Origin of the sequence: Nocardia sp. CNY236 (assembly GCF_000482385.1) — a bacterium.
In the GTDB taxonomy this organism is placed as follows: domain Bacteria; phylum Actinomycetota; class Actinomycetes; order Mycobacteriales; family Mycobacteriaceae; genus Nocardia.
The window spans coordinates 118,302-136,497 of sequence record NZ_AXVD01000014.1; the positions used below are offsets into that span (position 1 = coordinate 118,302).

21 protein-coding genes are annotated in these 18,196 nt (G+C 64.7%); 9 read left to right on the forward strand and 12 right to left on the reverse strand.

What is annotated here, in order from left to right; all coding sequences use genetic code 11:
* Nucleotides 1–5 precede the first annotated feature (5 nt).
* The 5 genes from K940_RS27700 (at nucleotide 6) to K940_RS27710 (ending at nucleotide 4,000) form a co-directional block, all read left to right on the forward strand.
* Nucleotides 6–539, forward strand: a complete 534-nt coding sequence (locus K940_RS27700) for a DUF3558 domain-containing protein (protein ID WP_051407053.1) — start codon at nucleotides 6–8, stop codon at nucleotides 537–539.
* A 39-nt stretch (nucleotides 540–578) separates the two neighbouring features.
* Nucleotides 579–1,070, forward strand: coding sequence for a hypothetical protein (locus tag K940_RS27705; protein WP_081706258.1), 492 nt, complete (start codon nucleotides 579–581; stop codon nucleotides 1,068–1,070).
* Between the two features lie 9 nt (nucleotides 1,071–1,079).
* Nucleotides 1,080–2,414 carry a hypothetical protein gene (locus K940_RS0109855; protein ID WP_028477390.1) on the forward strand — a complete coding sequence of 445 codons (1,335 nt, stop codon included), beginning with the start codon at nucleotides 1,080–1,082 and terminating at the stop codon, nucleotides 2,412–2,414.
* A gap of 26 nt (nucleotides 2,415–2,440) precedes the next feature.
* On the forward strand, nucleotides 2,441–3,211 hold the full coding sequence (locus K940_RS0109860; RefSeq protein ID WP_028477391.1) for an ESX secretion-associated protein EspG: 771 nt from the start codon (nucleotides 2,441–2,443) through the stop codon (nucleotides 3,209–3,211).
* A gap of 273 nt (nucleotides 3,212–3,484) precedes the next feature.
* Complete coding sequence (locus K940_RS27710) at nucleotides 3,485–4,000, forward strand: DUF3558 domain-containing protein (RefSeq protein WP_231390314.1); 516 nt, start codon at nucleotides 3,485–3,487, stop codon at nucleotides 3,998–4,000.
* 9 nt (nucleotides 4,001–4,009) lie between these two features.
* Here the strand turns inward: K940_RS27710 and K940_RS27715 are convergent, their stop codons facing one another.
* Nucleotides 4,010–4,903: an alpha/beta hydrolase gene (locus K940_RS27715; RefSeq protein ID WP_051407056.1), complete on the reverse strand. Its 894-nt coding sequence runs from the start codon at nucleotides 4,901–4,903 to the stop codon at nucleotides 4,010–4,012.
* Nucleotides 4,900–6,300 (reverse strand): M20/M25/M40 family metallo-hydrolase, encoded by a 1,401-nt coding sequence (locus K940_RS0109875; protein ID WP_231390305.1) that lies wholly within the window; start codon nucleotides 6,298–6,300, stop codon nucleotides 4,900–4,902. Before K940_RS0109875 ends, K940_RS27715 begins: the two co-directional genes overlap by 4 nt.
* 214 nt (nucleotides 6,301–6,514) lie before the next feature.
* Here K940_RS0109875 and K940_RS30720 point away from each other — a divergent pair, with 214 nt between their 5' ends.
* Both K940_RS30720 and K940_RS0109885 read left to right on the forward strand, forming a co-directional pair.
* Entirely contained in the window at nucleotides 6,515–6,964 is a 450-nt protein-coding gene (locus K940_RS30720; RefSeq protein WP_028477393.1) for a hypothetical protein, read from the forward strand.
* A gap of 55 nt (nucleotides 6,965–7,019) precedes the next feature.
* On the forward strand, nucleotides 7,020–7,754 hold the full coding sequence (locus tag K940_RS0109885) for a DUF4191 domain-containing protein (RefSeq protein WP_028477394.1): 735 nt from the start codon (nucleotides 7,020–7,022) through the stop codon (nucleotides 7,752–7,754).
* 23 nt (nucleotides 7,755–7,777) lie between these two features.
* Here K940_RS0109885 and K940_RS0109890 read toward each other — a convergent pair whose 3' ends face one another.
* On the reverse strand, nucleotides 7,778–8,233 hold the full coding sequence (locus K940_RS0109890; RefSeq protein ID WP_028477395.1) for an RDD family protein: 456 nt from the start codon (nucleotides 8,231–8,233) through the stop codon (nucleotides 7,778–7,780).
* 260 nt (nucleotides 8,234–8,493) lie between these two features.
* On the opposite strand from K940_RS0109890, the gene glnA reads away from it, so the two are divergent.
* Complete coding sequence (gene glnA, locus K940_RS0109895; protein WP_028477396.1) at nucleotides 8,494–9,930, forward strand: type I glutamate--ammonia ligase; 1,437 nt, start codon at nucleotides 8,494–8,496, stop codon at nucleotides 9,928–9,930.
* Between the two features lie 398 nt (nucleotides 9,931–10,328).
* Here the strand turns inward: glnA and K940_RS27725 are convergent, their stop codons facing one another.
* The 4 genes from K940_RS27725 to K940_RS0109915 all read right to left on the reverse strand — a co-directional run bounded on the left by K940_RS27725 (nucleotide 10,329) and on the right by K940_RS0109915 (nucleotide 13,464).
* Complete coding sequence (locus K940_RS27725) at nucleotides 10,329–10,649, reverse strand: hypothetical protein (protein ID WP_036528111.1); 321 nt, start codon at nucleotides 10,647–10,649, stop codon at nucleotides 10,329–10,331.
* A gap of 373 nt (nucleotides 10,650–11,022) precedes the next feature.
* A complete protein-coding gene (locus tag K940_RS0109905) occupies nucleotides 11,023–11,358 on the reverse strand; it encodes a hypothetical protein (RefSeq protein WP_028477397.1) in 336 nt (111 codons plus the stop codon).
* A 505-nt stretch (nucleotides 11,359–11,863) separates the two neighbouring features.
* Nucleotides 11,864–12,883, reverse strand: coding sequence for a hypothetical protein (locus K940_RS0109910; protein WP_196812157.1), 1,020 nt, complete (start codon nucleotides 12,881–12,883; stop codon nucleotides 11,864–11,866).
* 212 nt (nucleotides 12,884–13,095) lie between these two features.
* Nucleotides 13,096–13,464, reverse strand: a complete 369-nt coding sequence (locus K940_RS0109915; protein ID WP_028477399.1) for a nuclear transport factor 2 family protein — start codon at nucleotides 13,462–13,464, stop codon at nucleotides 13,096–13,098.
* A gap of 168 nt (nucleotides 13,465–13,632) precedes the next feature.
* On the opposite strand from K940_RS0109915, the gene K940_RS32925 reads away from it, so the two are divergent.
* Nucleotides 13,633–13,881: a hypothetical protein gene (locus K940_RS32925; RefSeq protein ID WP_028477400.1), complete on the forward strand. Its 249-nt coding sequence runs from the start codon at nucleotides 13,633–13,635 to the stop codon at nucleotides 13,879–13,881.
* A 17-nt stretch (nucleotides 13,882–13,898) separates the two neighbouring features.
* Here the strand turns inward: K940_RS32925 and K940_RS0109925 are convergent, their stop codons facing one another.
* The 5 genes from K940_RS0109925 to K940_RS0109945 form a co-directional block, all read right to left on the reverse strand.
* Nucleotides 13,899–14,477 (reverse strand): TetR/AcrR family transcriptional regulator, encoded by a 579-nt coding sequence (locus K940_RS0109925; RefSeq protein WP_028477401.1) that lies wholly within the window; start codon nucleotides 14,475–14,477, stop codon nucleotides 13,899–13,901.
* A 102-nt stretch (nucleotides 14,478–14,579) separates the two neighbouring features.
* Nucleotides 14,580–14,987: a carboxymuconolactone decarboxylase family protein gene (locus K940_RS0109930; protein WP_028477402.1), complete on the reverse strand. Its 408-nt coding sequence runs from the start codon at nucleotides 14,985–14,987 to the stop codon at nucleotides 14,580–14,582.
* Nucleotides 14,984–15,862 (reverse strand): NAD(P)-dependent oxidoreductase, encoded by an 879-nt coding sequence (locus K940_RS0109935; RefSeq protein ID WP_028477403.1) that lies wholly within the window; start codon nucleotides 15,860–15,862, stop codon nucleotides 14,984–14,986. Before K940_RS0109935 ends, K940_RS0109930 begins: the two co-directional genes overlap by 4 nt.
* Nucleotides 15,859–16,611: an SDR family oxidoreductase gene (locus K940_RS0109940; protein WP_028477404.1), complete on the reverse strand. Its 753-nt coding sequence runs from the start codon at nucleotides 16,609–16,611 to the stop codon at nucleotides 15,859–15,861. The genes K940_RS0109935 and K940_RS0109940 overlap by 4 nt, the downstream gene beginning before the upstream one ends.
* Nucleotides 16,612–16,630: 19 nt before the next feature.
* Nucleotides 16,631–18,103 (reverse strand): aldehyde dehydrogenase, encoded by a 1,473-nt coding sequence (locus tag K940_RS0109945; RefSeq protein ID WP_036528114.1) that lies wholly within the window; start codon nucleotides 18,101–18,103, stop codon nucleotides 16,631–16,633.
* Nucleotides 18,104–18,196: the final 93 nt, after the last annotated feature.

Here is an 18,196-nt window from a genome sequence, read left to right on the forward strand (position 1 = left end):
CTGGGATGTGGGTGGCTGGTGCGGTGGTCCTGGTCGCTGGGTGCGGGACCGAACGGGGCGTCGCGGCGCCCGCTGCGACATCCTCTCGATCGTCGATCGCCTCGCAGGTGCCCAGTGCCTACGACCCGTGCACGGACATACCGGAGAGCGTGCTCGCATCGGAAGGACTGCATAGCAAGAGAACTGCCACCAGTAGGGCAAGCGGCGGAGTCCGATGGCGGGGTTGTGCGTGGGTTCGCACGAACGGGTACGCGGTGAGTATTCGGGCTACCAATCTGACTGTCGACGTAGTGCGTTCGAAGGGCTTTGCGGAAACGCGGGAGTTCACGATCGATGGGCGTCGGGCAGTGTCGACGCGTCAGTTCGATGGCCCATACATCCAAGAGGCGTGCACGGTGGATGTGGAGATGAACGGCGGCAGCCTCGAATTCAACCTGAACAACCCTCCGTCCAGGCGAGATACGGGGAGTATCGATTCGTGCGAGCTGGCTCGGACACTGGCGGAGAAGGTTGTACCGACCATGCCAGCAACGGCGTGACCACTTGATCGCACGAACTCATCGGGAGGGATGACAGTCATGAGTGAAGACAAGCCACCTCGGCCCTTGGCGAACTTGGTCGATGAGGCGCGGGAGGGACGGCTGCGGGTGCGGATGGAACCGCAACAGTTCGTGAACATCGACCGCGATTGCGAGTTCTTCAAGAACAGGATCCAGGACATCCAGCAGGTTGCGACCGAGATCGCTGGTCAGGAGCTGTGGGGCTTGGGAGAAGGGAATTGTGGTCAAGGGGGCAAGGAGTTGATTTCGGGTCAGACCATGGTAGAGCGCTACCGTGAGAAGGCCCGTGGTTCGCAGAACAGCGTCTACGAGGTGATGGAATCTCACTACCGGGTAGTTGAAGGCATCCAGGATCTGCTGCGCGCGGTTCGGGATCGCTTCATGCAGCAGGACGCCGAATGGGCTGCACGATATCGCGAAGTGGAAGCAACACTACCGGCACGACCACCTGCTCCAGAGCGATCCTTCGGGCCTGTGCAGGTGTGCTATGTGGACAAGCTAGAGATGTGAGGTTGTCGGATGCATCAGAACGAGCCTAAACGGATTCCCGGAGGCGGCGAGAACCCGCACAGCTGGTCACACCAGGAGATCAAAGAATCGTTCGGCGCCCTGGACGACTACGGGGACGCTCAAGACGCCGCGGAAAAGTACGCGCATGTGGCCTCATGGTGGGACCAGGGAGTGGAGACGTTCGCGCGTGCGATGGTCGAGTCCATCGGGCAGGCATGGGAAGGTGCGGCGGCAGATGCGGCCAAAGATGCGATCAAACGCTATACCGATGACGCCCGTACGCTCGAGCCGGCATTGACTCAGCTGGCGTACACGATCACCGAATCCGTTGAAGCGGTGGTCGCTACGCGCAACGCGATCCCGGACTACGCCGACCATTCATGGACGGCGAATGTTTGGCCGCCGCGCGCCGCGGAGGAGGAGCGTTCCCGCAACGAGGCGGAGCAGGGTGCCCGGGAGGCCATGCGGAGCAACTACGTTGCCCGCTTCAGCGGCGTCGATGCGCGGGTGCCCGTGCTGCCGGTTGCCTTGGATCCGACGCAACCGTTGGATATTGCGGGGTCAGGACCAGACGGTACGGGCGGCGGCAACCCTCCGAATACTGTAGGTCCACGAGGTTCGGTTGGTTCTGACGACCTCGATGGAAATGAGGGTGCGTCGGAGCCGGCTGGATCCTCCACACCTGTCGGGACGCAGGATCCGGCCTGGACTTCCTCCGTCCCAGACGAGGTTACTCCGGCAGGGGCCGAACCGGGCACTGCCGTTGCGGGTGATGACCCGACCAGGACGACGGCGGCGGGTGCCGAGCCCGGTGTGTCGAATGCGTTGGCTGGTTCCGAGGATCGTGGATCCACGTCGGGTCGCAACATACCCGGTGGCGCAAGTCCGGCCGGTGGTCCTGGTGCGCTCGGTGGGCCAGGTGGTTCCGGAGTGCTGGGGATGCCTGGTGGGCGTGGGGGGACCGGGGTACCCGGTGGATCTGGGATGTCCGGTAGTTCCGGTGGGCGTGCGGGGGCCGGAGGATTCGGTGGTCCTGGAGCGTCCAGTGGCTCAGGTGTGCGGGGTGCTCCCGGGGGGCCGGGTGGAGCTGGGATGCCGGGTGGGGCTTCTGGAGTGCGTTCCGCCTCCGGTGGCGCGGGTGCTGCGGCTGTGTCGGGTCGTGGTGCGGCGACACCGGGCATGATGGGGCCGGGAATGGGTGCCGGTGGCGGCAAGTCCGATTACGAGTCGAACCGTACGACTCCCGACTACCTTGTCACCCAGGAAAACACCGACGAACTGCTCGGCGAGATGCCGAAGACGGTGCCCGGTGGTGTGATCGGCGGCGACCGCAGAGATAGCTGACCAACTTTCCTCGATCGGATCATCGAATGACGGCATGGACACTCGATCCGGATGATTTCGCTGCCCTCTGGTACGGGGATGCGAATGACCGGTTTCCCAACCCGTTGCACTACCACAGTCGTTTCGGACTACGTGACGAGTTCGACGCGCACCGGATCACGGTGCGCGAACGCTACCCGTTCGACGAACTCGAGCACATCGAGCTGGCCATGCACACGTTGAGCACTTCGACTGTGCGGATCGAGATCCTCGGTGGCACAACAAAGCACAAGGGCAACGACGGCAGTGTTCGGATCTATCGGATCGTCGGGGCCACCAACGTGTATCACTCGGTGACACTGTTTCAATCAGCGTCCGGGGGGAACGATGGTGCGATCAGGATCGAGATATCCAGCCCAGAGGAACTCGCCGCTCGCCTCGTGCGGCTGATCCCGGAGTGCCTGCCGGGTGCACATCCTGCGGCAACGTTCCATCCCGAGGACCTGCGATTCCAGACCAACAGCTATTTCGAGGACGTCGCTCGCAATACCCCGCGCGAGCGGTATCAGCGCTTGCTAGGCCGTCCCGCCGATGGCGGCGGCAGCGCTGGGTTGTTGACCGGGTCCGTCAACTCCGTATCCGCACCCCAGAACGTCCTGCAATGGCGCGACATCACCGATGACGGTCGCTACACCGAAGTGACCGGAGCCCACATCACGGTATCTCCCACCACGCCCGCGGATCTCGTCAATAGATTCACAGCCTGGATCGATGAAGCGACACAGCGTATGGCCGACGACGAAACCTTCACTTGGTAGAATCCGGCGACTACCAGGGCCGGCCATGCGCAACACCCCCCGGGTGGGCAGCTGCGTGGTCGCGATCGATACCGCCCGGTGTGGTGTACGTCCAGCCAGGTAACCGGGTCTTTGAGTCCCTTCTTCTGCGGTGGGCAACACGCTCAGCGGTAGTAGGGGTGTTGGGCCGGAAGGGGCGGGCCGGCCGCAACGGTCGTGTCCGATGCAGCACAGGGAGATCGTACGGTGTTCGGTAGCAGGGCTATTCGTACTGGGCTGTGGGTGACCAGTGCAGTGGTCCTGGTCGCTGGGTGCGGGACCGAACGGGGCGTCGCGGCGCCCGCTGGGACATCCTCTCGATCGTCGATCGCCTCGCAGGTACCCAGTGCCTACGACCCGTGCACGGACATACCCGAGAGCGTGCTCGCATCGGAAAAACTGCATAGCAAGAGAACTCCCACCAACAGAAAAAGCGGCGGAGTCCGATGGCGGGGTTGTGCGTGGGTTCGCACGAACGGGTACGCGGTGAGTATTCGGGCTACCAATCTGACCGTCGACGTAGTGCGTTCGAAGGGCTTTGCGGAAACGCGGGATTTCACGATCGATGGGCGTCGGGCAGTGTCGACGCGTCAGTTCGATGGCCCGTACATCCAAGAGGCGTGCACGGTGAATGTGGAGATGAACGGCGGCAGCCTCGAATTCAACCTGAACAACCCTCCATCGAATCGGGATACGGGGAGTATCGATTCGTGCGAGCTGGCTCGGACACTGGCGGAGAAGGTTGTACCGACCATGCCCGCAACGGCGTGACCACTCGCGCTACCGCCCGGTGCAGTGCGCGTGCAGCCAGGTGATCACGTCGTTGAGCACCTTCTCCTGCTCGGGCTCGTTGAATACCTCGTGATAGAGGCCCTCGTAGCGGATCACGGTGACATCCTTCGATCCCGAGCCCCGCTCGATGAGGTCGGAACTGGACGGCGCGGCGATCGCGTCGGCAGTACCGTGCAGCACCAACAGCGGCGCGGTGAGTTTCGCCAGCCGCTGCTTGACCACGACGGTGGCGTTCATGATCTCGGCGCCGGTACGAACGGGCAGCATGCCGCGATACACCAGTGGATCGTTGTCGTAGGCCGCGACCACGGCAGGATCGCGGCTGATCATCGACGAATCCAGTTTCTTCGCACCGAGATTCGGGGTGAGCTTGCTCAGCACAGGTGCCAGTAGGCGTTGCAGCGGGTTGCCGATCGGAATGTCCAACGGTGGTGCGGACAGCACGATGCCTTCGACATCGATCGGTGCCCGAGTGGCCAGATGCAGAGTGATCAGGCTGCCCATCGAGTGAGCGACCAGGAAGCGCGGCACGCCGGGGTGCTCGCCTGCAGCGTAGGCCAGCATGGCGGCGACATTGTCGGCCGCGCTGTCCATCGAACCGATATTGGCCTTCCCGCCCGCGGACTTGCCGTGGCCGAGGTGATCGGGCGCGTAGACCGCGAACCCCGCGGCGACCAAGTGCTGCCCGACGTGGGTGTAACGACCGGAATGTTCGGCCACGCCGTGTACCAGCACGATCACGCCCTGAGCAGCGTCGTTCGGCAGCCACGCGCGCCAGACGATGCCGCCGCTGCGGGCGAGCGTGCCGGACTGGGTGCGGACCGGGGACGTGGCGGGTGGCTCGGAGGGGGCGCTGTTGCCGGCCGCGGGCTCGCTGCTCATGAATCGGCTCCTGACGTCTGTGGCGTGCCGGTCGTCGCGAAGTACTCGATCAGCCGCCGGTTGAACGTGATGAGTCGAGCGTAGTTGACCCGCGAGAGGCGCTCGTCGGTTCCATGGATCGAGGCGAGGTCACGCTCGTCCAGCACAACCGGGGCAAAATTGCACCGCGTGAGCGCCAGGTCGGCATAGTGCCGGGAGTCGGTCGCGCCCGGAACGAGGCCGGTGGTCACCGCGATGCCCGGGACGACCGCGCGCGCGAGGTCGGCGACCAGGTCGAAAGCAGGACCGGGCGCGGTGACCGTGGAGGGCTCGGTGGCCGTCCCCACCACGTCGAATCGCACCTGCGGGTCGCGCACGACCTTCCGGCAATGCCGCAGTACCGCGGCAACCGAATCTCCTGGCAGGATACGGAAGTTCACCAGGGCCTCTGCCTGGGCCGGTAGTACGTTCGCCCGCACTCCGCCGCGTATCACTGTGGGCGCGGTGGTGGTGCGCACCAGCGCCGCGGTCTGCGGTTGGGTCGCCATCACCCGGGTGATCAGCGAAGGCGCGATACGGGCAAGCCCCAGCAGGTGTCCACGCGGCCCGTGCATCACGGTGCGCAGCCTGTGCAGCATGTCCGCGATCACCGGGGTCAGGCGCAGCGGCATCGGATGTGTCTGAATCCGGTGCACCGCGCGCGCGATCCGGCCGATCGCCGTTTGCGTGCCCGGCATGGACGAATGTCCACCCGTGTCGGTGACCGACAACCGGACCGTGGCGTACCCCTTCTCGCCGAGCATGATCGTCGCCACCGGCTGCCGCACCCCCTCGATCACGTCTGCGGTGATCACCCCACCCTCGTCGAGCAAGAGATCCGCGTACACGCCCGCCTGCCGCAGGTGTTCGGCCATGGGGACGGCGCCGTCGCCGCCGAAGACCTCCTCGTCGTGCCCGAACGCCAGATAGATCGTTCGTCGGGGCCGCAGGCCGTCGGCGAGGGCCGACTCGACCGCTTCCAATGCGGCGAGCACGCGGCTCTTGTCGTCGATCGCGCCGCGACCCCAAATGTATTCGTCGTCGACCACACCGGCGAACGGCGGATGTGTCCACCGTTGCGGATCGTCCACCGGCACCACGTCTTGATGCGCCAGCAGGATGGCTGCGACTCCGGTCGGTTCCGTGCCGGGCCATCGGTAGAGCCTGCTGGGTCCGAACCGCCGCAGTTCGAGTTCGGCGTGCACCAGTGGGAAGGATTGGCGCAGATGGGCATCGAGGCGATCGAATGCCGTGGTATCGAGGCGGTGTGGGTCGTCGGCGGACACGGTCGCGCAGCGCAAGGCGGCGGCCAGACGTTCGGCGGTGGGGTCGTCGACTGGTTGCGTCATCGTCGCGTCGCTGCGGGTCGGCAGGTTCATCGGCATCGTCGCCTCGGTCTGTGCTGGAATCGGAGTGCGCCGCACTCGTTCTCTGGTCTGCACGGGTCACCGCTCAGGGTAGATGTTCGCTCCCTCGTTCGTGGTGCGGACGGCGCGTAATGGCGCGCCGAACCGGGTATGCGGCACCGTGATCCGCCTGCCGCCGCACACGGGCTGGCGTATCATGGGACGAGTGCCGATGCGCGGGGGAACAATGAGTGAGTCGGCGACGGCGGAGTGGGAACGGTTCGTCCAAGCGCTGGCGCACTGTCTGTCGGAGTTGCCCTCCCGCGCGACGCTGATCATCGCCGCATCCGGAAATCGGTATGTCCAGTTCGTTCAGTACGACATCAAGTTGTCCGCCGAGCTGGCTGGAAGCCACTATCTGAGCCATCCCATCCCGGCCGACGCCGCGCGGGAATTGCGTGCACTCGGGTGGCGGGAGCCGGCGCTGCGTCTCGACACCGAGAACTGGACCAAGACATTGTTCTGGCCGATCGGCGCGAACAACATGCGCGAATTCGCGCATTCGGTTGTCGTCGGCCTGCGTGACGCCCTCGGCGTGATCGCTCCAGTGGACCTGCACGCCGCAGGATGGACCGAGGCATCCGGTGATCTGGACCTCACCGTGCTAGGGGCGATTGCCCGCCGTCGTGGGAATTGATCAGGCGAACTCCCAGCACGGAACCGCGACTACCTGGGCACTATTGTGTAGAGACATGGCAGCAGGTAAGCCCTCCAAGGAAGCGAAGGCTGCGGCGAAAGCGGCCCGCAAACAGCAGTCCAAAGAACGCCGCAGGCAACTGTGGCAGGCGTTCCAGATGCAGCGTAAGGAAGACAAGCTGCTGCTGCCGTTGATGATCGGCGCCGTGCTGGCCAGCGTCGCCGTCGCTGTGATCATCGGGCTGATCGTCGGGCTGACCTGGTTTCTGGTACCGCTGGGCGTGGTGCTCGGCGCACTGATCGCCTTCATCATCTTCGGCCGGCGCGTGCAGAAGAACGTCTATCGGAAGGCGGAGGGCCAAGCCGGAGCTGCGGCCTGGGTGCTGGACAACATGCAGGGGAAGTGGCGGGTGAGCAATGGCATCGCTGCGACCACGCAGCTCGACGCGGTGCACCGGGTGATCGGTATGCCTGGCGTGGTACTGGTCGCCGAGGGCTCGCCGCAGCGGGTGAAGTCGTTGTTGGCGCAGGAGAAGAAGCGCACCGCGCGCCTGATCGGCGATACCCCGATCTACGACATCGTCATCGGCAACGACGAGGGGCAGGTTCCGCTCAAAGAGCTGCAGCGTTACCTGACCAAGCTGCCTCGCAACATCAACACCAAACGTATGGATCTCATCGAAGGTCGACTGGCAGCGCTGAGCGCGCGGGGAGGGCCCGCCTTACCGAAGGGTCCGATGCCCACAGGAGCCAAGATGCGCGGCATGCAGCGCACGATCCGGCGTCGCTGAGCTTCTCGAGGGACAGGCGCCACTCAGCGTGCATGCACCAGCGCGGTGCCCGTCGCCCGGTCGTGCATGCCGCGCCCGTCGGCGTCGGTGAACAACGCCGGCACGACGAAGAGCAGCAACACCTGCCTGGCCAGGGCACGGACGAATCCGACCGGCGCCGGCGCGTCGATACGGACCGTTCGCAGCCGCAGGAAGTATTGCCCCGGCGTGAAGCCGAACAACGAGACCGCACCGATGCCGATGACGAACCAGACCAGCAGCGTCAGATTCGACACTGCCGCGCTCCGTGCAATCAGCGCTGCGATGCCCAGTGCGATCATCCAGTCCACGAACAACGCGGCGATCCGACGGCCCATACCGGTCACGGAGCCTGCCCCGCTTTCGGGCAGCCCGAGCAGCTCGCCGCGGAACCGCTGAGACGCCGAGTCCCCAGGATCAGCCGTTGGTCCGGAAAGCCAGGAGCCGGTGATGCGTGCCATGTCTCCAGGATATGTCCGCCCATTCGGGCGTCCGGCGCCGCGTAGCCGCCTATTGCCACTGCGGACACCCGGTTGAGGCAGGACTACGATGCAGTTCGGGCCCCAGCGGGCTCTCACGAGGCCATGGCCAGCTGCTAAGAGGTAGCCGTAACACTGGCGAAACATGGCCTTGACTGCAGGGAAATACGAAATCCATAGCGTCTGCTCGCGACGACCCCAGGCGACGGCACCGGCTGGGAACCGATCCATTAGGAGAACACGTGACGTTCAGCACGGCCGACGAGGTCATCAAGTTCATGGCGGATGAGGATGTCGAATACGTCGACATCCGCTTCTGCGATCTTCCCGGTGTGCAACAGCACTTCTCGATCCCGGCGAAGGCGTTCACCACCGACCTCGCCGAAGATGGCCTGGCGTTCGACGGTTCCTCCGTGCGCGGGTTCCAGTCGATCGACGAGTCGGACATGCTCCTGCTGCCCGATTTCAGCACCGCGCGCGTGGACCCGTTCCGCCTCGCCAAGACGCTGAACCTCAACTTCTTCGTGCACGACCCGTTCACCCGGGAGGCCTACAGCCGCGACCCTCGTAACGTCGCGCGCAAGGCGGAGGAGTACCTGCGCTCCACCGGCATCGCCGACACCGCCTACTTCGGTCCCGAGGCGGAGTTCTACATCTTCGACTCGATCCGCTACGACTCGGCCATGAACGGCGCCTTCTACGAGATCGAGTCGATCTCGGGCTCCTGGAACACCGGCGCGGAATTCAACCCGGACGGTACCCGCAACCGCGGCTACAAGGTGCGCAACAAGGGCGGCTACTTCCCCGTCGCGCCCTACGACCACTACGTGGACCTGCGCGACAAGATCTCGACGAACCTGCAGAACGCCGGCTTCGAGCTGGAGCGCGGCCACCACGAGGTCGGTACCGCCGGCCAGGCCGAGATCAACTACAAGTTCAGCACCCTGCTGCAGGCGGCCGATGATCTGCAGCTGTTCAAGTACATCGTCAAGAACACCGCCTGGGCCGAGGGCAAGACGGTGACCTTCATGCCGAAGCCGCTGTTCGGCGACAACGGCTCGGGCATGCACGTGCACCAGTCGCTGTGGAAGGACGGCAAGCCGCTGTTCCACGACGAGGCCGGCTACGGCGGTCTGTCGGACCTGGCGCGCCACTACATCGGCGGCATCCTGCACCACGCCCCGTCGCTGCTGGCCTTCACCAACCCCACGGTGAACTCCTACCACCGCCTGGTCCCGGGCTTCGAGGCCCCGATCAACCTGGTGTACTCGCAGCGCAACCGCTCCGCCGCCGTCCGTATCCCGGTCACCGGCAACAACCCGAAGGCCAAGCGTCTCGAGTTCCGGGCGCCGGACTCGTCGGGCAACCCGTACCTGGCTTTCGCCGCCATGATGATGGCCGGCCTGGACGGCATCAAGAAGAAGATCGAGCCGATGGCTCCGGTCGACAAGGACCTCTACGAACTCCCGCCGGAAGAGGCCAAGAACATCCCGCAGGCCCCCACCAACCTGTCCTCGGTCATCGACCGTCTCGAGGCCGACCACGACTACCTCACCGAGGGCAATGTCTTCACCGAGGATCTGATCGAGACCTGGATCGGCCTCAAGCGCGACAACGAGATCGCGCCGGTGAACCTGCGTCCGCACCCGTACGAGTTCGAGCTCTACTACGACGTGTAAGCCTGACCTGCGCGAATGGGCCTACTTGGCCCGCTTCGTACGCAGTTCATACGCAGTAGGCGACGTCGAGTCCATCCGTTCCGCGATCACAGACGCGATCACGAGACGGGTGGACTCGTCCGTATCCGGCCACAGGTGCCCATAGGTATCAAGGGCGACGGCGCTGCGCGCCGCCGCCGCACTACGGCCCGCAGCGGCTGGGCTCCGCAGGCTCCGCCCGCCGGCGCGCCGGTGCGGCGGCCACGCGCTGCTCCGTCACCGCCTGAACCGAGATGGCTGATATTCGATAACCGAGAAGTGTGGGCACGATGAGAGCCGTCCCGCAGTCGCACACGAATCCGCCGACGCTCTGCCCGGTTGACTGGCCGTGGTACTGCCCGTCTGCGGAGTTGATGATGTCAATGCCACTGTTCCCACTCCGATATCGCCCGCGAAGCCATGACCGCATACCCAAGTCGAAATGCCTTCGGCCACGGTGGCAATTCGACATGTCCCGACCACGTCGGGTGAATCAAGGCGAACTCGCCGTCAATCAGGCTGACGATGACGTCGTCGGCGGGCCAGTAGCGTGCCTCGATGCGAACAACCTGCCCCGACAGCTCATGGTCGGGGCTCAGCTCCAACTTGATCTCGCGAAGCGCCGCAGGGAAGAAGTCTTCGGGCGAGCTTCCCGAATCGTCGCGGACCTGCCACTCATCCGATAGTTCGAGAACGGTCACGCGCTAATCGTCCCATAGCGACGAACCCTCACCTGCACTTGCTGGTTCGTGACCTGCGCGGATGGATTGCTGAACGAATCCGGCGGCAGACATCCATACGTGGAGTGTGGCAGGTTGCGAAACCCCTGCCTCTGGGTGGCATTGCGCGACCTTCGGCCGCGTGGCCCTGCTCTGGGTTGGCCTGCATTGTGTTCCCGCGCCCCTCCAGCGTTAAGGGCGCCTACGGCGTCACTGCGTGATGGCATTCGCCACCCTTGACCCCGGAGCCTCTACGCGAGAAGGGCAGGCCTTATGGGGCAGGCGGGTAGCCAGCCCCCTGTATGCGCAGGCCAACCCAGAGCAGGGCCAACACGCGTGCAGTCCAGTCAGACGGCTAGAAGAAGATTGCCTCCAACCACTCGTCTGCCACCAGTTTCGACCACATCCCCGCGTCACATGTGCCATCCGCGAGCAGGTCAAGAATCTGGATGTCCCCAGCCGAGTCGATGAGGGCGTTCAATGCCTCTTGATGGACGTAGAAGTTGCCCTGCACGGCACCGCAGCTCGCGCAGTGGGACGCGAGATCCCCACGCGTCCCATCCGCATAGCGGGATGGCACCAGATGCTCGGTGATATCGCCTTTGCCTGCCTTATCCAGGATCTCGCGAGCGATGAGCAACGCGCGATCTCCCACCGGGATCTGGTTGTCGCCGTACCGGTACGGCCCCACAACGCACCGGACGGATTCCCCACATTTCCAACAACCCCAACGGAATCCAACGACTCCGACGTTGATCGCATCCACGCCTCAGCCCCCTTTTTGGTCAACTGCCGACCGTCCCAGGATGCCCGGTCGGCACGCACGAGTGCCACAGCACGGCGCACCTGTGCGGCTCTCACACGCAGTTCACACGCAGTGCCGCCACCGAGGGCCGATGCCAGCCAACGGTACGACGGAGAAACCGCAGTTCAGAGCCACCGCAGTCAGCGATCGCCAACGCTGCAAATGTCCAGCTTTCAGTCCGAGCTCTACTACGACGTGTAAGCCCGAACGGCACGAATGGGTCCGATTGGCCTGCTTCGTCCGCAGTAGACGGTGTCGAGTCCATCCGTTCCGTGGTCGCAGACACGATCACGAGGCGGGTGGACTCGCCCGTATCCAGTTGTGGATGCGCCTACGTGTCGAGCATCGCCTTGCCGCCGCGTATCGCATCCTGGGGCCTGCTCTCAGGCGGTCACGCGCGAATCGTGATTCCGTGGCGGCGGTCGTCTGTCAGGATTTCGAACAAGGCGCGATGAGCAGTGGTGAGGGTGAATTCCCGGCCGTCGGTCTTGTCGGCGACCTGGAGTTCACACCGGCCGATCTTGGTGTTCAGGCAATGCTTGATGCCGCCGGAGGGGTTGTAATAGACGAGCCCCACGAACGCTTCGCGTGGCGCGGAGATCCGCCCCGAGATCCGAGCCCGATCGTTCTCGGCGGTGAATGTCCATTCGAAGTACGAGTACTTCGCTCGGTGGCGGAAGGCGCGCAGCAACGAGGACATGTCGTATTCCCGGCCGTGGGAACGCAACACCAGCATGGTGACCCACGGTGTGTGGACCGGGCCGGCCAGCCGGACCTGAGCGGTTGCGATCTCCAAGAACCCTTCCGGATCCTCATTGAAGCCCGCGACCTGGGCGAACGCATATTTGTCGGTGTGCGCGGAACCCCAGTTGTGGTTTTGGCTACCCACCCAGTCCCGGATGGGGATCTCGCGACCGTCCACCGTCAGCACGCCGTCGAACACCGCTAGCGGGTGCGCGACCAGGCTCTTGGCCTTGGGAAACTCCAGAGAGTACGCCAGCCGTGGTTGCAACAACACCGGTGGGTGCGCCGACTTGTACGACAGATCCCAGGTGGACCGGCCGCCCGCCGCTTCGCCCCCGCCGACCAAACGGCCCGGTGTCAGCACCGCCTCGCCGATTCGCACGTCGAAAGAGTTCGTCGAGAACGAGCACTCGGCGATCGGGAATTCCTCCTTCATCACCGTGTGCTCACCGGTTTCGCCGTCGAAGAACACGAACCAGAGTTCGCCGATCGCGGCTTCGGGCCGCCCTTTCGGAACGAATACGGTGTAGCGGATCCAGAACGCGAGCGGCTTTGTCGGATGATTGGCGCGTTGGTAGAAGCTCTCGTATAGGCCACCGGGCTTGTCCCCGTCGTACTGCGCATGATCGAGAACATCCGGGTCGTGCAGACTGCGTGCTATCTTCACGACTTTCTCCATGATCAGTGGCTTGTGTCCTGCCGATGCGTGAGAACGTCGGATCAGCATAGTTTCGAAGTGGACCAGGTCATCGGCTACAGCGGCGTCCAGCGCCGAGGCCGCCGGGCCAGGAGTGCGACCCGATCACACCGACGAGGTCCGTGGCGCGTGGTACCGCCACTGGCAGCACCACGCTGGACGCACGATCACCGTGGCGGGTCTTAGGCCGCCAGTTCTCGATCGAGGAACCCGACCACGCGAGTGATTCGGTCGTCGTCACCGAGAGTGATCACATCGGTACCCGCGGCCGGGGCACTGCCATCGGCGAGCGAGACCAACTCCCAGGAGAACCGTGCCACGTCGTGGTGGCCGTCGACCGCACCGACCCGACGAAACTCGTAGCCGGGAAGCTGGGCGAGTACTCCTCCAATGGCCGCTGCGAGCTGGTCGTGCCCGCTGGTATCGATCTTCGGGTCGAGGTACACAGCGTCCTCGGTCCACGCCGCAGCGACCGCCTTCGCTCGAATGTCCTCGTCGGATGCGTTCCACGCGGCGAAGAATCGGTCGGCCGCTCGTTCGTAGCGCGACATCGTTCGAACCTCCAGTTTCGTAAGGGTTTTCAGTAGCTGCTGCATGCTTCGCATCAGCCACCTCTTACTGTGCTGGGCGCCGGTTACGACGTCGATTACGCGGGAGGTAGTGGCCGCCGGAACCCTCCCAGCTCGCCCAGAGGTTCAGCAGGCGCTGCCCCTCAGCTCATGCCTCCGCATGGCCCAGGTATCGCCGACGCCAAAGAGATCGATACCAACCCTCAGTTGGGTCAGTTGATATGTCTCGGTTCGGGTGGTGTCGTCTACCGTAAGATCGATGAACGCAGAATGGCGACAGTCGGTATTCTCATCGGATACTACGACGACACACGTGCGGCGATAATTCAACCGTTGGCGAACCTGTTCGGCGTGATCCACTCCGACCGCGGCGTCCCTCTCGTCCCGGATTTCTATTAATCGTGCCGGGCTGCTGCCTAGCGCAGGATGAGTAGCGCGGACTTCTCTATCCGGTCGGCGATCTCGGCATAGGATGCATAGCCCATGCCCGCGCGGACGAGGGCGCCTGCATAGAGCAGCTGCAACGATTCGACCACCTCCGGGTCCGGCTCCGGGCCGAGCGCGTGCACGATGCGCCGGCGGATCTCACTCCCGATCCGATCGCGCAGATGCTCGACATCGGGGTCGCGCCCCAGCAGGGCGCTGGTCACCGCACCGGAGAGTTCGCGCTCGTCGGCCACCAGCAGTGCAATATTCCGAAGTTCGGTGACGACGCGCACCACCGGGTCCGGATTCTGGCTGGCCGGCGACGGCGATGAAACCAGCCGACGCCAGAATATTTCGGCGACCAGATGCTCTTTGGAAGAGAAGTAGGTATATGCGGTGGCAGTGCCGACGCCTGCCGACGCGGCGACCATCCGGATGGTCAGGCCAGCGAACCCTTCCTGCGCGAGCACCTGTACCGCGGCGCGGGTCAGCCTGTCCACGGTGTTGGCTTGTTTGCCGGAGAGCCTGCGCCGAGTTGCCTCGAGCATCATGGAATCGGGTTCGGACATATGTCTAGATGCTACCCTGCACGGGTAGCCGGCGCTTCACGGCTGACGGAGTTGCCGCTGAAAGCCAGACGATGCCGGCGAGGCAGGTGAAATCGCCGTGGGTCAAGGCTCGGTGGGCGCTGGCTGGGCGCGGGCGGCCTCTTTCCTTTGTTGTGCTGCGATCGTGCCCACCAGCAGGTCGAGCTTGGTGCCGTTGGGCCAGCCCACATAGTGACAAAGGAACACTGCGATCTCGTGCAGTTGATCTTCGGTGAGTTCGCCGTTGCGTAGTGCCGCCCCGATCTGGATTCCTGCGGTATCGATGGCTCCTTGGGCAGTGAGCGCGCCGAGTAGCAGCAGCCTGCGGTCACGGATGCTGAGCCCAGGTCGGGACCAGATTTCGGCGAAGAGGTGGTCGGCGGTGACGGCGAAGTGCGCACTGGGGTAGTCCTGGAACTCGGTGCCGTATACCTCGGCCATTTTGGCCAGTCCACGTTGCCGCACGGTCGCGGCGGAGTCGTCGTCGCTCATCTGGAATCCCTTTCCGATGCAGTTTCGCCCGTTCCGACTCCGAGTCCGGGCCCGAGTCGACCCAAGGCGAGTTCGGCCAGCGGTAGTGGGGTGCCGAGCCGTTCACCCAGTTCCAGGGCGAGGCCGAGGTCTTTTTCTCCGAGATCGCGCACATGCCGCAGGATCGACAGCCAGAAGTCGTCCGCTGCGATCGGCGCTGTGGAATCTCGCAGCATGATGGCGCCGGGGCCGCCGGTGACCGAATCGGAATGCCGTACCACTGTGCCGAGCGTAGTGATGTCCAAGCCGGCTGCTTCGGCGAGCCGTTGTGCCTCGGTGGCGGCGGTGAACGAGACGAAGTGCACCAAGTTGCGCGCCAGTTTCATGCGCGTGCCCGCACCGACCGGTCCGGCATGCACGATGAGATCGGCAAAACAGCCGAACGGTGCACGCGACCGCTCGAACGCCGCGATGCTGCCGCCCACCATCACCGCAAGCGTGCCGCGCGTCGCTCCCGGCGCGCCACCACTGACCGGAGCGTCCATGAATTCGACCCCCTGCCGGTCGCAGATCGCAGACAGCTCGGTGGCGGTGCGATCGCCGATCGTCGAATGCACCGCCACCACAGTTCCCGGTACGGCCGCCTGCAGCAGCCCGTCCGGTCCGGTGAGCACTCGGCGGACCTGTTCGTCATCGACGACAGCGACCGAAATGATCGTTGCCTGCGCGGCCAGCTCGGCGGGGGAGCAGGCCACACCGGCGCCGGAGGCGGCGAACGGCTCGACCGCGGTCGCCCGGATATCGCACACCGTGAGTGCGCCTGGCCATTGCAACAGGCGTCGAGCCATCGGCGCACCGATGCTGCCGAGGCCGAGGAATCCGATTCGTTCGTTCATGACCGGATGATCTGACCGCCGTCGATATTGAATATCTGCCCGGTGACCCAGCTCGCCTCGTCCGACAGCAGATACAAGCACGCACCGACGAGATCGGCTGGTGTACCCATGCGTTTGAGGGGTAAGCGCGCGACGATCTCGTCGACGATCGCCGCGGGAGTCACCGCCTTGGTGGCTTCGGTATCGATCGGCCCTGGAGCGATGGCATTGATCCGGATGCCGGATCCGCCGAGTTCGGCAGCCAATTGCTGGGTCAGTCCATTGACACCGGCCTTGGCCAGTCCGTAGAAGCTGGAATACAGCCATGCCGCGGTGGATGATTGGTTGACGATCGACCCGCTGCCGCGTGCGGACATATGCGGCCAGACGGCGCGGGTCATGATCAGCGCCCCATCCATGTTCACGCTCATGAACTTTCGGTAGTAGTCCCAGGGCACGGTCAACAGCAGGTTCAGCTTCATGTCGCCATAGATCGCTGCATTGTTGACCAGATGATCGATTCCGCCGAATTCGGCCACAACGAAATCGGCCAGTGCCGCGGCGGATTCGGGATCGGAGACGTCGACGGGAGAGAATTTCGCTGTGCCGCCATCGGCGACGATCTTCGCAGCGACTGCGGAACCGTCCTCGGTGTTCTGGTCCGCGACGACCACCGCGGCGCCTTCGGCGGCCAAAGCGCGGGCATAGGCCGCGCCGATGCCGCGTGCGGCGCCGGTGACTATTGCGGATCTGCCGGTGAAGCGAGCCATGGTGTGGATCTCCTCTCGGTCATGCGGCGGTGGCGATGAGTTTGGTTTCGAGGTACTCCTCGAAACCCATGACACCCATCTCCCGGCCGATGCCCGATTGTTTGTAGCCGCCGAAGGGGGCGTCGGAGCTGTACCAGATGCCGCCATTGACGCTCAGGGTTCCGGTGCGCACGCCCTCGGTCACCCGCCGGATGCGGTGGCTATCTGTGCCCCACACCGAGCCGGACAACCCATAGGGGGAGTCGTTGGCGATGCGGACGGCATCCTCGTCGCCGTCGTGCGGGACGATCACCAGAACCGGCCCGAAGATCTCCTCCCGCACCGGTGCCGCAGTGCCGGGCAGTCCGGCGATCAGCGTGGGTTCGATGAAGAATCCGCGCTCGAGGTGCGCTGGCCGGCTGCCGCCGACGACGATCCGGCCGCCTTCGGCGCGGGCCATGTCGAGATACCGTTCGACTCTGGCGCGGTGCTCGCCGGAGATGAGCGGTCCGCACACCGTGCGGGGATCGGCAGGATCACCCGGTGTGATCCCACCGAGGGTGGTGGCGGCGGCATGCACGGCTTCGTCGTAGCGGGCGCGCGGCACCAGCAGCCTGGTTGCGAGCGCGCACCCTTGCCCGGCGTGGACGCATACCGAGAAGGCCGCCACCGAGCAGGCGGCGGCGACATCGGCATCGTCGAGAACGATGAACGCGGATTTGCCTCCCAGCTCCAGGAATGTCTTCTTCACGGTGGCCGAGGCAGCCGCCATAACCCTGCGGCCCACGGCAGTCGAACCGGTGAAGCTGATCATATCGACCCGCGGGTCCTCGGTCAGTCTGCTGCCGAGCGTGGCGTCGGCCGAGGTGACGATGTTCACCACGCCGGGTGGTATGTCGGTTTCCGCGGCAATGATCTCCCCGACCGCCGCGGCGCACCACGGAGTGTCCGGGGAGGGTTTGAGCACGACGGTGTTTCCGGCTGCGAGCGCGGGACCGAGCTTCGCGAAGCCGATCTGATGCGGGAAGTTTCCCGGCGTGATCGCGCCGACCACGCCGATCGGCTCGCGCCGGAGCGTGCGGTGTGTTCTGATCCCCATCGGCGTCGCGATGCCGAGATCGGTTTCCCAGGTGTATGTTTCGGCCAGGCCGGCCGCATAGCCGAGATCGGTGATCGGACCTTCCAGTTGCGGGCCTGTGGTGAGCATCGCGGGCGCGCCGGCTTCTGCAATGGTCACCTCGCGCAGTTGCTCGACATGCGTCTGCAGTGCGTCGCGCAGCTGCAACAGACAGCGGGCACGGAAGGCGTGCTCCCGTGACCAGCCGGTCTCGTCGAACGCTGTGCGCGCGGCGTCTATCGCCGCGTCGAGATCGGCTGCGTTCGCGTTCGCAACCTGGCCGAGGACTTCCTCCGTCGCGGGGGTGATGGTCGCGAAGAGACCGCCGCCGCCCTCGGTCATCTTGCCGTCGATCAGCAGGCGGGATCCCTCGGTGGGCACCAGGGTGGTCACCATTCACCCCTTCGTGTCTGGACATCTGTACAGAAATGTAGTCCTGGACGAAGGTTGAAGCAAGAACGCGTTGCAATTTCTTTCGGTTGGGCGAAT